Source organism: Janthinobacterium sp. JF4 (genome assembly GCF_059617925.1).
This window is the reverse complement of sequence record NZ_JCAQAV010000039.1, coordinates 41235-52692: the sequence shown is the minus strand read 5'-3', so window position 1 is coordinate 52692 and position 11458 is coordinate 41235. Positions and strand designations below refer to the sequence as shown.

The window sequence follows — 11458 nt, the reverse complement described above, 5'->3', positions numbered from 1 at the left end:
TTGTTCGCAACACCACCAACCGCATGAGAGGAATAATACAAGGTCGGATTAGGCCCGGAGGGCCGTAATCCGACACCATTGTTGGCGGCTCAAGTCGGATTACGCGCAAGCGCTAATCCGACCTACGGCCATGGGGCGGGCGTCACGTCAACATACTGCGCGCCGCCCTGCTCCGGTTCGGCTTCATTGTTCTGCGCCGGCTGGTTCAACGACCCCGCAGGCGAACGCAAACTCAATATCTCCTTGCGCGCCTCGACGAAGTCGGCCGAACTCAAGGGATTGTGCTGGTCCGGCCAGTGGGTCACGGCCCATTCCTGCAAGGCTACAAAGCGCCGCCACAGTTCGGCGACGAACTCTCGGCGCGCCTCTTCCAGCTGTTCCGGGGTCTTTTCAATAGCTTCGCTCACATTGACTTCCATGGCCGTTCCCTCGCTGACAAGTTGTCTTGCCAGACTACCCAGTGAGCAGCCAGGCGTCTGTTCGCGAACGAACACAGGATTTATTCGGGCATCTTGCGAAAGCCCACGGCCAGGCGGTTCCAGGTATTGATGGAGCCGATGGCCAGGGTCACGTTGACCATTTCCGCCGGCGTCAATTGTTCCGCCAGCGCCGCATAGTCTTCGTCCGAAGCGTGATTCTGCGGCAGCAGGGTCAGCGCTTCCGTCCAGGCCAGCACGGCCCGCTCGCGCGGCGTGAAGAACGGTGTTTCGCGCCAGACGGACACGGCATACAGGCGGCGCTCCGTTTCGCCCGCCTTGCGCGCGTCACTCGTATGCATGTCCACGCAAAAGGCGCAGCCGTTGATTTGCGAGGCGCGCAGGCGGATCAGTTCGAGCAGCGCGTGTTCCACGCCCAGTCTGGCAATGGCCGCTTCCAGCGCGTACATGGCCTTGACGGCGTCTGGCGAAGCTTGTGTAAAATCGAGTCGTTGCTGTGTCATGATGCATTCCTTGATGATGAGAGATGCATCATTGTAGAAGCGTGACAACAGCGCGCGGCAGGCCAATCCTGCCGAAAAACGGCAGACCACCAACCGATACTCCATGGAACTACATATCCTGATCGACGGCACGCGCGACCTGGGCGGCCAGCTGTACCGCCAGCTCAGCGACGCCATCCGCTCGGGCCGGCTGACGGATGGGCAGCAGTTGCCGCCCTCGCGCCTGCTGGCCAGCCAGCTGGGCCTGTCGCGCAAGACGGTGTCCGACGTGTATGAAAAGCTCGGTTACGAAAAACTGCTGGTCGGCAAAGTGGGCGTGGGCAGCTTCGTGCAGACGCCGCATGCCTCGCCACAGCGCCGCCACGCCAGCACGCCGCTGGCCAGCGCGCAGCGCATCGCCCGCTGGGAAGCGACGCCCACGCCCTTGCGCCGTGCCAGCCAGGAAGAGCCCGCTCGCTACGCCTTCATCGGCGGACGCGCCACGCCCGCGCACTTCCCCCAGGATGAGTGGCGCGCCTGCATGCTGCACGCGCTGCGCCAGAGTGGCCAGGCGCGCGGCCGCTATGGCCCAGTCGCCGGCTTGCCGTCCTTGCGCGCGGCAATCGCCGGCCATGCCGCCTTCAGCCGCGGCATCCATTGCACCGAAGAACAAGTGCTCGTCACCAGCGGCGCGCAGCAGGCCTTGCACCTGCTGGCGCTGACCCTGCTGGAGCCGGGCGACACGGTAGCAGTGGAAGAACCCGGCTACCCCGTGGCGCGCGCCGTGTTCGCCAGCCAGGGCGCCCGCGTGGTGGGCATCGAAGTGGATGAGGATGGTCTCATCGTCGGGCAGATTTCCGACGGCACGCGCTTGATCTATGTCACGCCCGCCCATCAATTTCCGCTCGGTATGCCGATGAGCATGGCACGCCGCCATGCCTTGCTCGAGCGCGCGCGGCAACTGGGCGCCATCATCATCGAGGACGATTACGACAGCGCCTTCCGCTACGAGGGCCGTCCCGAGGATTCCCTGCAAAGCATGGACCGCTATGGCGTCGTGGCCCATGTGGGCAGCTTTTCCAAGACCATGCTGCCGGAATTGCGGCTCGGCTATGCGGTGCTGCCGCAAGCCATCGTGGCCGCCGTGGAAACGGTGAAATACCTGACGGATTGCCATACGGCCAGCCTGGGCCAGCATGCGCTGGCCAAGTTCATCCTGGACGGCCATTTGCTGCGCCACATCCGCCGCTGCCACGACATCTATGCGGGACGGCGCGAGCGCCTGCTGCACTGGTTCAACGGCCCGCTGGCGCCGTGGTTCCGCCTGGTGCCGGCCAGCGCCGGCTTCCACGTGGCGGCCCTGGCGCAGGCGCCGCTCGACATCGCGCAATTGCTGCGCCGGGCGCGCCTGGCCGACGTCAGCCTGTATGCGCTGGCCAGCTTTTACCATGGGCCCGCCCGCCATGAAGGCCTGTTCCTCGGCTATGGCGCCATCGACAAGCTCGATATCGACACGGCGCTGGCCCGTGTGCTGGCGATCCTGCAGGAGATCGCGCCCTTGGCCGTCAACGGGGCTGCCAGCGATAGTGCCCCGTAATCGGATAGCTGAATAAAATATTTTCCTCGCGCGCACCCTCGCCGATGTTGTGGATGATGAGCGGCACGCCGCTCCACGACTGCTTGTCGCTGACGATGCCGATATGCGTGAGGTTGCGCGGCAGGCGCCAGGTAACGATGTCGCCCGCGCGGTAAGCGTTCGCATCTTTGCTTGGCGGCAGGCTGGTGCCGTGGCGGGCAAAGTACGTGCCCAGGTTCGGCACGCGGCGGTGGTCGATATTGCGGTCCGGTCCCTTCATCTGCCAGCGTCCCTGCTGCTGGTACACCTGCCACGCCTTGCGCATGTCTTCGTGCACCAGCACCTGCAGATCCTGCCCCAATTGGCGGTAGGCGCGCACCACCACGTCCGTGCACACGCCCCGTTCGGGCGGCACATCGCCGCCCGGATAGGCGAGACGTTCGTAGCGCGGGTCATACTGCAGGGTCACGCCCACCTGCTTGCGGGCGGCGACGACGAGGGCTTGCGGGGTGGCAGGGACTGCCGACGCCAGCATGGGCGCCAGGGCAAGCAACAGGGTGGTGAGCAGTTTGAGTGGCATCAACGTCGATAATCGGATGGAAATGCCAACTTTACCGCAGCAGCAGGAAAAACGTCGGACGTTAAGCGGCCAGTTGCGCCAGGTGGGCAGGAAAATCCACGGCCGGGCCGGCCGCATTGACGGTGTCGAAGTAATCATGCCAGCCCGTGGCGGCGATGCCGGCCAGCAAGGCATCCAGTGCCGCCTCGTCCGGGAAGCGCCAGACGGCATAAAATTGCTGCGTAGCCGCATGCAGCTTGCCGCCGTCGACGGCCCCCATGGCCAGCGCTTCGGCGCCGCTGCCGGACAAGGCCGCCATGCCGGCGCCCACCGTGGCGAAATACGCCTGGCGCGCGGCGCCATCGAGCGCCAGCCAGGCCGGTTTCGGGCTGTACAGTTCTAACAGGTAATGCATGTTTTCTCCTTGGGTAGCAAATCGTCAGGCCAGCGAGCGCTGGGCGCGCTTGCAGATGCGCACGGTCGCGGCAGCGGGGCTTTCCAGCAGCCATTGCGCGCACAGGCTACGCACCCAGTCCGGCCGGCTCTTGGCCGCATCGTTGAGCCAGTTGGCCACGGAATCCTGCACGTAGACGGCCGGGTCGGCGCGTAACGGTTGCAGCACGTGCAAGGCCAGCTGCGGCTGCTCTTTTAATCGGGCGAGATGCGCGCACCACACGCCGCGCGGGCGCAGCGCTTCGCAGGCAAAGCGGCGCACTCTTTCCGACGCGTCCGCCGTCCACGGCGCCAGCAAGGCAATCGCCTCGTCAAGACTCGCCGCCAGATGGGGACGCAGCGCCAGCCAGGCCCATTCGCGCACGCCGAAGTGGCCATCGTCGGCCAGCGGCCGCATGGCGGCCAGCTGTTGCGGCAAGGGCCAGCTGGCCTGGGCGGCGATGGCAAAGCAGGCCCAGCCGCGTACCGTGTCGGACGGGTGCGCTTGCAGCAGCGCCATGTCGGCGTTGGCCTCCAGCAGCAATTGCGCCGCCAGCGCCATGCGCTTGGTGATGCCGGCTGCGGCCTGCGCGCGCATCTGCTCCAGCCTGTCGGCGCCGATAGCGGGCACGGCCGCAGCCAGCAACTGGACGAAATCGATGGCCAGCCCTTCCGTCAGGGTGGTGCTGGCCACGCTGCCCCCGTTCAGCAACGCCAGGCGGGCGGGAGCGATGTCGGCGATGCCACGGCTCATGCAGCACCCCGGTCCGTCTTGCGCCAGGCTTTTTCCAGCAGCGCGCTCAACATCTGCATTTCTGCCGGCGTGAAATCGGCAAACAGGCTGGCGATCCATTGCGCGTGCTCATCGACCAGGGTCGCGGCGGCAGCTTCTCCCTTGGGACTCAGGCGCACCAGCAGCTTGCGCCGGTCGAGCTGGTCCGCGTGGCGCGCCAGGAAACCGTCGCGTTCCAGGCCGTCGAGCAAGCCCGTGATGGTGCCGCGCGTCACGCCGGCCCGCTCGGCCAGTTCGTGCGGCGAGAGTCCCTCGGGCATGTCGCGCAGCAGGGCCAGCAGCACAAATTTTCCTTCCGACAAACCATGCCGGCCCAGGCGCACGGCGCAATCGCCATCGATGGCGGACGCCAGGCCCAGCACTTCAAAACACAGGCGCAACTGTCCGATGGATGCCGGCACTCCCCCGCCGATGGCGCGGCGCTGCACGTCGCCCAGCAGGGCCATATATTTCTGTTCTAGCATTATCATATGGCACAATATAATATGGCGCCATACTAAATGTCAAATGGAAAACCATCATGGTTTTCCTGGCGGCTCAAAAGCGGGCTTTGTCCCTGGCCCAGGCGATGATGGCTTGCGCATCGATGGCGCCCGGCTGGCGTGCCACTTCCACGCCCTTGCGAAACAGGGCCAGAGTGGGAATGCTGCGGATATTGAAGCGGCTGCCCAGATCCGGCGACGCTTCCGTATTCACCTTGACGACGCGAAACGCCGGTTCCAGGGCCTTGGCGGCTTGCACATAGAATGGCGCCATGCTGCGGCAAGGGCCGCACCAGGGCGCCCAGAAGTCCACCAGCACGGGAATGTCGCTGCGTTCGATATGCTTGAGGAAACGGGCGCTGGCCAGATCCACGGGCTGCCCCGTAAACAAATCCTTCTGGCATTTGCCGCAGGTGGGTTGTTCAACCAGGCGGGCGGCCGGCAGGCGATTGACGGCGTCGCAATGGGGGCACACGATGTGCAGGGAATCTGGCGTGGTCGAGGTCATGGCATTCCTGGAAAGGGTAGCGTACAGTTGCTCGATATTGTACGGCGTATCGTGCAGCGCCGTCGGCACGCTAGCGGCGCTTGTCTGCATAGTCCACTATAGTGTGCGGGAACGGCGCGCGCATTGCCCAGCCGGCCAAGGAAAACAATGCCTGATGTCGCAAACAACATGGAACTGAAGAACGCCGAGCTGGCTACTGCCCTGGCCTTGCAGCGTGCAGCCTGCCTGGCCCACCCCGTGCCGACCCTGGCCGAGCGCAAACGCGACCTGCACACCCTGCAGCGCTTCCTGCGCGAGCATACAGACGCGCTATGCGAGGCGATCAGCGCCGATTATGGCAACCGTTCCCGCCATGAAACCTTGCTGGCGGAGATATTTCCCGCCATCGATGGCATAGCCCATGTATTAAAACACTTGAAAAAATGGATGCGGCCGCAGCGCCGTGGCGTGGACTGGCGCACCTTCCCTGGCGCCCGCAACCGCGTGATGCCCCAGCCGCTGGGTGTGGTGGGCGTCATCGTGCCGTGGAATTTCCCTGTGAATCTGAGTCTGGTGCCCCTGACCTATATCTTCGCCGCCGGCAACCGCGCCATGGTCAAGATGAGCGAAAACTCGCGCCACCTGGCGCGGCTGCTGATCGACACCATGCCCGCCTATTTTCCGCCGGACAAATTGCAGTTTTTCGACGAGACGGGCGGCGCGGGCATAGCTTTTTCACAACTGCCGTTCGACCACCTGCTGTTTACGGGTTCCGGCCAGACGGGCCGCGCCGTCATGGCGGCGGCCGCGCGCAATCTGTGCCCCGTCACCCTGGAGCTGGGCGGCAAGGCGCCGGCCATCGTCTGCGCAGACTTTCCCCTGCGCACGGCAGCCGAGCGCATCCTGTTCGTCAAGTACCTGAACGCGGGGCAGATCTGCACCAGCGTCGACCACGCCTGGCTGCCCGAGACCAGCATCGCCGCCTTCGTCGAACACGCGCGCCAGATCGTACCCACGCGCTACCCGCAGCTGAACACGCCCGACTACACCTCCATCATCGACGAGGCCGCCTTTGAGCGCCTGCTGCTGGCGCTCGACGAGGCACGCGCGCGGGGCGCGCAAGTGATTTCACTGTTGCCCGGCCCCGCCTGGGACCGCGCCACGCGCAAGATCGCGCCGCACATCGTGCTCGACGCGCCCGAAGATTGCCTGTTGCTGACGCGGGAAATCTTCGGTCCCATCCTGCCGCTGCGCGGCTATGCGAAGCTTGACACCGTGATCGACAGCATCAACGCGGGGCCACGCCCGCTGGCCATCTATCCGTTTAGTAACGAAACAGACACGGTGCAGCTGCTGATCGACCGCGTGATGTCGGGCGGCGTGTCCGTCAACGACGCCCTGTTCCACGTCGGCCAACACGATCTGCCGTTCGGCGGTGTGGGTGAATCGGGCATGGGCCACTACCACGGCGTGGAAGGTTTTCACACCTTCAGCAAGCTGCGGCCCGTGTTTTATCAGGCCCGCTACAGCGCCTTGAAACTGCTGTGGCCGCCGTATGGCAAGCTGGCCAGCCGGGTGCTGGCCTTTCTGACCCGCTGATTACAGGAACAGCGAGGCGGCGATGGCCCACATGACGAGGGCGATGATGCCGTCGAGCACGCGCCAGGCCATGGGCTTGGCAAACACGGGCGCCAGGTAGCGGGCGCCAAAACCCAGCAGGAAGAACCACAGGGCCGAGGCCATGATGGCGCCGCCGGCAAAGTAGAAGCGCCCCATGCCTTCATGCTGGCCGCCGATCGAGCCGAGCAGGATGACCGTGTCGAGGAAGGCGTGCGGGTTCAGCAGGCTGAACGCCAGCGCCGCGCCGATTACGGCCCAGTAGCCTTCGGGCGACTTGGCCGCCGACACCGTCATGGCCGTGGGACGCCAGGCCGACTTGGCCGCGCGCAAGCCGTACGCGATCAGGAAGGTGGCGCCGCCAGCCTTGGCCCACAGCAGGAAATTGGGATTGTCGGCAATGAAGGTGCCCATGCCGGCCACGCCGGCCGTGATCAGGATGGCGTCGCACACCAGGCAGACCAGGATGCAGGTGAGCACGTAGTGGCGCTTCAAGCCCTGCTTGAGCAAGAATGCGTTTTGCGTGCCGATGGCAACGATCAGGCTCGCTCCGAGCCCCATGCCTTTCAAAAAAATTGCGCTGTCCATATTGCATCCTTTATTGCTTTCCATCACGCGCACGGCCGCCCACGCTCTGCCGGCAACGGCAAAGTCATCAGAGGTAGGTGGAGGGTGGTGCGGAACCAGGAGGACCGCGCGGCAGAGTGGAGTTGTTACCCTATTTCAACAGTGTAAAGAAAAAGTAAATATAAGTATAATGAATGATTCTAACCATATATAAGAGAAACTTATGCGCGTCGTCGATTACCGTGGTTTGGCCGCCCTCGACGCCGTGATCGGCCTGGGCAGTTTTGAAAAGGCGGCGCAGGCGCTGGCGATCAGCCAGCCGGCCGTGTCGCAGCGCATCCGCACCCTGGAAAACCTGGAAGGCACCTTGCTGATCATCCGCAGCCACCCGCCCCTGCCCACGGAAGCGGGCCAGCGCCTGATCGCCCACTACCGGCAAGTCAAGCTGCTCGAAGCGGCGCTCGACGCCCAGCCCGGCCCCGCCACGCAATTGCCGGAGCTGGCCATCGCTGTCAACGCCGACAGCGCCGCCACCTGGATCCCGGAAGCGCTGGGGCCGCTGCTGTCGCCGCCGTCGTGCCTGCTCGATATCCGCCTCGACGACCAGGATCACACCCTGAGCCAGCTGCGCGAAGGGCGCGTGTTTGCCTGCGTCACCAGCGCCAACGACCTGGTGGCCGGCACCACGGCCACGCCGCTGGGCGGCATGCGCTACCTGTGCGTGGCCTCGCCCCCGTTCGCGCAGCAATGGTTTCCCCATGGTTTTACGGTGGAAGCCGTCAGCCAGGCGCCCGCCATCACGTTTGGCAGCAAAGATGCCTTGCACGAGCGCTATCTGCAGCACCGCCTCGGCTATACGGGCCGCTATCCGCACCATGTGCTTGGGTCGGCGCGCGACTTCGTGCGCTTCATCGAAGCGGGCTACGCTTATGGCATGGTGCCCTTGCTGCAGGCGGAAACGGCGCTGGCCGCCGGCAGGCTGGTCGACGTGGCGGCTGGACAGGCGCTCGACGTGCCCCTGACGTGGCATGCCTGGGATATCCAGACGCCGCTCACGCGCACCCTGTCGGACGCCGTCATCGCCACGGCGCGCAAATGGCTGTTACAGGATTGATTGACGCATGCAACATTTATCTATGCCAGACTGCAACTTCCCCGTGCGCGCCCGGCCCTGCCTGGCCTACACTGCAAGCATCATCCACATGAATCAGGAGCTGGCATGACGATCCTGCGCACCACCCTGCTCGGATTGCTGGCGGCCATCCCGTTGGCTGCCGGCCTGGCCGCCTGCTCGCCCTTGATGGCCATCAATGCCATGTCGTCCGGCAACGCCTCGCAAGTGACGCGTGGCCTGACCTACGGCCCCCTGCCGCGGCAAAAGCTCGATGTGTATGCCCCCAAGACCCGCACGGGACCCGTGCCCGTGGTGGTGTTCTTTTATGGCGGCAACTGGACGGCGGGCGAGCGCGCCGACTATGCCTTCGTTGGCCACGCGCTCGCGGCGCGCGGCTACCTGGCCGTGATCGCCGACTACCGGCTGTATCCGGACGTGCACTACCCCGAAATCCTGCAGGATGCGGCCCGCGCCGTGGCCTGGGCCGCGATGGAGTCCAGCCGCCATGGCGGCGACCCGACGCGCCTGTTCGTCATGGGTCATAGCGCCGGCGCCTACAATGCGGCAATGGTGGCGCTCGATGCGAGTCTGCTGGCGCGCCACGGCATGCGCCCGCACGACTTGCGGGGCTGGATAGGCCTGGCCGGCCCCTATGATTTTTTACCCATCGAAAACACCACCACCCGGCCCGTCTTCTTTTACCCGGACACGCCCGCCGCTTCGCAGCCCATCCATCACGTGACGGCCGAGGCCCCGCCCGCCCTGCTGATCGCTCCCCTGCCGGGACAGGATAAGCTGGTCAATCCGCAACGCAACACGGGTGGCATGGCCAAGGCCTTGCGGGCGCTGCACCGGCCAGTGACGGAAACCTATTTCGACAAGGTCAGCCATACCACCCTGGTCGCCTCTCTGGCTGGCCCCTTGCGCATGCTGGCCCCCACGCTGGACGCCATCAGCGCTTTCATCGATGCCAACAGCAAGACAGACAACACGGCACACAATACGGCAACCGACGCGGGCACGCCGCAAGACAAGGCCAAGCCAACGCACACGGCCACGCCGCAGCACCCGGCAATGGCGCAGGACATCGCCACGCAGACTGCCGCGGCGCGCGTCCACGACAAAACGCCCGGCCCCTGATGGGCGGGCGCTCTGCTCGGACCAATACACCCGATACTGCGTGCCAGCAAGCCACATCTCAAGGCTCGGCCCCCGGATGCGGATTCAGCTGACAGCAGTGGTCCGCTTACTCTTTACGGCTGGCGCTGCCGCTCTTGCTTTGTGCGGAACCCGATTGCGATGCGCTGCCGCCGGCCGAACTTTCGCTGCCGGCCGACTGCTGGCTGCCCTGGTGGCTGGCGCTTTGCAGGCTTTGGCCATCACGGCGTTGCTGCTCGCGGCTGGCGCCGTTTTGCTGATAGGCCTGGAACGGTTCTGCCATGCGCTGCATGGCTTCCTGCTGCTTGCGCACGTTTTTCTCCGTTTCTTCCGAAGCCGTGCGGGCCACTTCTTCGGCCAGGGCCTTGGCGGTGCGGCTCGTTTCATTCACATGCCGTTCTGCCACGTTGGCCAGTTCGACCTGCGTATCGGCCGCCAGGCGCGACAGCTGTTGCTGGTACTTGCGCAATTGCTCGGCGGCTGGCTGGCCCGCCGTGGCAGCCACCTGGAACACATCTTCTGCGCGCTCGACCGTCAGCAGGTTCTGGCCGGTGACCGTGGTTTCTTCCAGCAAGCCTTGCGCCAGCTGCATGTTCAGGTCACTGAAGTGCTGCACCGACTGGAACAGCGACTTCGACAGTCCATTGAAGAAAGCCAGTTGCGCTTCCAGGTGGTTCTTGGCGGCGGGGGTAACACTACGGGAATATGGATACATGGAGTTCCTCATTGAATAGCGGTGGGGTGGACATAAGGCGACACCACCGGCTGTCGAACGGTGAGGCAGACGGCCGGGCTACGCCACGAAACGCGAAAAAACATATCCGATTGGTGGGAAGATGCTTTGCAACGCGAGTCCCAAGGCTACGTGAGCACCGCAGGTAAGGGATGATCTGGATCAAAGGTGCGCCAGGCTGCGCAGAAAGTGTTGGCTGGACGGCTTGCCCTTGGCAAACGTCAGTGAGGGGAAGAAAAAACTGTGCCAGGCACGCTCAAGCAGCGGCGCCCGCGCCCGCCACGACGGGCTTGTAGCCATGGCTGCGCAGCGAGGCCTCCAGCCAGCGGTTGCCATACCAGCCACGCGCCAGCAGGTAACTGAGTTCCGAGGCGGCCATCAGCAGCATCATCGGGCCGATGCGCAGTTCGGTGGCCAGGTGGCTGCCAAACCACAGGCACGCATCCATCGCCAGCATGAGCAGCAACAGCCACCAGCGGCGCTTGGCGACGGCCCAGAACGAGCCCAGAAACAGGGCCGGCCAGGAAAAACCCGCTTTGACGTAGGCATAGCGGCCGGCATCGTCGGCAAACAGGGTGGGCTTCATGCTGCTCTCTTCAGGAAATAGCGGTGTCAGGGCTCGGGATGGTGACAGACGGCTTCGACATTGTGACCATCCGGCCCCAGCACGAAAGCGCCATAGTAATTCGGGTGGTACAGGGCGCGGATGCCAGGCGCGCCGTTATCCTTGCCGCCCGCTGCCAGCGCGGCCTGGTAAAAAGCATCCACCTGGGCACGGTTGTCCGCCGCGAAGGCGAGATGCATGCCGGCATGCGGCGCGCCGCCCACGCCGAACCAGAAATCGGGCTTGCCATCCTTGCCCAGGCCGACCCAGCCCTGCTCTTCCATCACCACCGATACGCCCAGGGGCGCCAGGGCGGCCGAAAAGAAGGCCTTGCTGGCCTGGGCATCGCTGACATTCAAACCGATGTGATCAAGAATCATGATGGTGCTCCTCGCAGGTAAGGGGACAGGAAATGCA

At 64.7% G+C, this 11458-nt stretch carries 15 protein-coding genes; 4 read left to right on the top strand and 11 right to left on the bottom strand.

Going from position 1 to position 11458, the window contains the following annotated elements; translation table 11 throughout:
- Window positions 1-122: 122 nt before the first annotated feature.
- Together AC54AF_RS22235 and AC54AF_RS22230 are read right to left on the bottom strand one after the other, a co-directional pair.
- A complete protein-coding gene (locus AC54AF_RS22235; protein WP_496638274.1) occupies window positions 123-419 on the bottom strand; it encodes a hypothetical protein in 297 nt (98 codons plus the stop codon).
- A gap of 80 nt (window positions 420-499) precedes the next feature.
- The gene (locus AC54AF_RS22230; protein ID WP_131686712.1) at window positions 500-940 is read right to left on the bottom strand and encodes a carboxymuconolactone decarboxylase family protein; all 441 of its coding nucleotides are present in this window, start codon (window positions 938-940) and stop codon (window positions 500-502) included.
- A 103-nt stretch (window positions 941-1043) separates the two neighbouring features.
- Between AC54AF_RS22230 and pdxR the strand changes: the two genes are divergently transcribed.
- On the top strand, window positions 1044-2516 hold the full coding sequence (pdxR, locus tag AC54AF_RS22225) for a MocR-like pyridoxine biosynthesis transcription factor PdxR (RefSeq protein ID WP_496638273.1): 1473 nt from the start codon (window positions 1044-1046) through the stop codon (window positions 2514-2516).
- Here the strand turns inward: pdxR and AC54AF_RS22220 are convergent.
- The 5 genes from AC54AF_RS22220 to trxC form a co-directional block, all read right to left on the bottom strand.
- Window positions 2485-3075: a DUF1287 domain-containing protein gene (locus AC54AF_RS22220; RefSeq protein WP_496638272.1), complete on the bottom strand. Its 591-nt coding sequence runs from the start codon at window positions 3073-3075 to the stop codon at window positions 2485-2487. The genes pdxR and AC54AF_RS22220 overlap by 32 nt on opposite strands.
- A gap of 61 nt (window positions 3076-3136) precedes the next feature.
- Complete coding sequence (locus AC54AF_RS22215) at window positions 3137-3469, bottom strand: DUF6616 family protein (protein ID WP_496638271.1); 333 nt, start codon at window positions 3467-3469, stop codon at window positions 3137-3139.
- Window positions 3470-3493: 24 nt separating this feature from the next.
- Window positions 3494-4240: a HEAT repeat domain-containing protein gene (locus AC54AF_RS22210; RefSeq protein WP_496638270.1), complete on the bottom strand. Its 747-nt coding sequence runs from the start codon at window positions 4238-4240 to the stop codon at window positions 3494-3496.
- The gene (locus AC54AF_RS22205; RefSeq protein WP_496638276.1) at window positions 4237-4746 is read right to left on the bottom strand and encodes a MarR family winged helix-turn-helix transcriptional regulator; all 510 of its coding nucleotides are present in this window, start codon (window positions 4744-4746) and stop codon (window positions 4237-4239) included. The genes AC54AF_RS22210 and AC54AF_RS22205 overlap by 4 nt, the downstream gene beginning before the upstream one ends.
- Before the next feature lie 70 nt (window positions 4747-4816).
- The gene (gene trxC / locus AC54AF_RS22200; RefSeq protein ID WP_496638275.1) at window positions 4817-5269 is read right to left on the bottom strand and encodes a thioredoxin TrxC; all 453 of its coding nucleotides are present in this window, start codon (window positions 5267-5269) and stop codon (window positions 4817-4819) included.
- 147 nt (window positions 5270-5416) lie between these two features.
- On the opposite strand from trxC, the gene AC54AF_RS22195 reads away from it, so the two are divergent.
- Window positions 5417-6847 (top strand): coniferyl aldehyde dehydrogenase, encoded by a 1431-nt coding sequence (locus AC54AF_RS22195; protein WP_496638269.1) that lies wholly within the window; start codon window positions 5417-5419, stop codon window positions 6845-6847.
- Here AC54AF_RS22195 and AC54AF_RS22190 read toward each other — a convergent pair whose 3' ends face one another.
- Window positions 6848-7453 (bottom strand): LysE/ArgO family amino acid transporter, encoded by a 606-nt coding sequence (locus AC54AF_RS22190; protein ID WP_071324298.1) that lies wholly within the window; start codon window positions 7451-7453, stop codon window positions 6848-6850.
- Window positions 7454-7655: 202 nt separating this feature from the next.
- On the opposite strand from AC54AF_RS22190, the gene AC54AF_RS22185 reads away from it, so the two are divergent.
- Entirely contained in the window at window positions 7656-8546 is an 891-nt protein-coding gene (locus AC54AF_RS22185; RefSeq protein ID WP_131686720.1) for an ArgP/LysG family DNA-binding transcriptional regulator, read from the top strand.
- A gap of 105 nt (window positions 8547-8651) precedes the next feature.
- Window positions 8652-9686, top strand: a complete 1035-nt coding sequence (locus AC54AF_RS22180) for an alpha/beta hydrolase (RefSeq protein WP_496638268.1) — start codon at window positions 8652-8654, stop codon at window positions 9684-9686.
- A gap of 106 nt (window positions 9687-9792) precedes the next feature.
- Here the strand turns inward: AC54AF_RS22180 and phaP are convergent, their stop codons facing one another.
- From phaP to AC54AF_RS22165, 3 genes are all read right to left on the bottom strand, one after another.
- Window positions 9793-10419: a TIGR01841 family phasin gene (gene phaP, locus AC54AF_RS22175; protein ID WP_496638267.1), complete on the bottom strand. Its 627-nt coding sequence runs from the start codon at window positions 10417-10419 to the stop codon at window positions 9793-9795.
- Between the two features lie 274 nt (window positions 10420-10693).
- The gene (locus AC54AF_RS22170) at window positions 10694-11023 is read right to left on the bottom strand and encodes a hypothetical protein (protein ID WP_496638266.1); all 330 of its coding nucleotides are present in this window, start codon (window positions 11021-11023) and stop codon (window positions 10694-10696) included.
- A 26-nt stretch (window positions 11024-11049) separates the two neighbouring features.
- Window positions 11050-11421, bottom strand: a complete 372-nt coding sequence (locus AC54AF_RS22165) for a VOC family protein (RefSeq protein WP_131686724.1) — start codon at window positions 11419-11421, stop codon at window positions 11050-11052.
- Window positions 11422-11458: the final 37 nt, after the last annotated feature.

Coding starts and splice junctions, on each gene's coding strand:
- AC54AF_RS22235 (WP_496638274.1), bottom strand. CDS start 419: ATGGAAGTCAATGTGAGCGAAGCTATTGAAAAGACCCCGGAACAGCTG.
- AC54AF_RS22230 (WP_131686712.1), bottom strand. CDS start 940: ATGACACAGCAACGACTCGATTTTACACAAGCTTCGCCAGACGCCGTC.
- pdxR (WP_496638273.1), top strand. CDS start 1,044: ATGGAACTACATATCCTGATCGACGGCACGCGCGACCTGGGCGGCCAG.
- AC54AF_RS22220 (WP_496638272.1), bottom strand. CDS start 3,075: ATGCCACTCAAACTGCTCACCACCCTGTTGCTTGCCCTGGCGCCCATG.
- AC54AF_RS22215 (WP_496638271.1), bottom strand. CDS start 3,469: ATGCATTACCTGTTAGAACTGTACAGCCCGAAACCGGCCTGGCTGGCG.
- AC54AF_RS22210 (WP_496638270.1), bottom strand. CDS start 4,240: ATGAGCCGTGGCATCGCCGACATCGCTCCCGCCCGCCTGGCGTTGCTG.
- trxC (WP_496638275.1), bottom strand. CDS start 5,269: ATGACCTCGACCACGCCAGATTCCCTGCACATCGTGTGCCCCCATTGC.
- AC54AF_RS22195 (WP_496638269.1), top strand. CDS start 5,417: ATGCCTGATGTCGCAAACAACATGGAACTGAAGAACGCCGAGCTGGCT.
- AC54AF_RS22190 (WP_071324298.1), bottom strand. CDS start 7,453: ATGGACAGCGCAATTTTTTTGAAAGGCATGGGGCTCGGAGCGAGCCTG.
- AC54AF_RS22185 (WP_131686720.1), top strand. CDS start 7,656: ATGCGCGTCGTCGATTACCGTGGTTTGGCCGCCCTCGACGCCGTGATC.
- AC54AF_RS22180 (WP_496638268.1), top strand. CDS start 8,652: ATGACGATCCTGCGCACCACCCTGCTCGGATTGCTGGCGGCCATCCCG.
- phaP (WP_496638267.1), bottom strand. CDS start 10,419: ATGTATCCATATTCCCGTAGTGTTACCCCCGCCGCCAAGAACCACCTG.
- AC54AF_RS22170 (WP_496638266.1), bottom strand. CDS start 11,023: ATGAAGCCCACCCTGTTTGCCGACGATGCCGGCCGCTATGCCTACGTC.
- AC54AF_RS22165 (WP_131686724.1), bottom strand. CDS start 11,421: ATGATTCTTGATCACATCGGTTTGAATGTCAGCGATGCCCAGGCCAGC.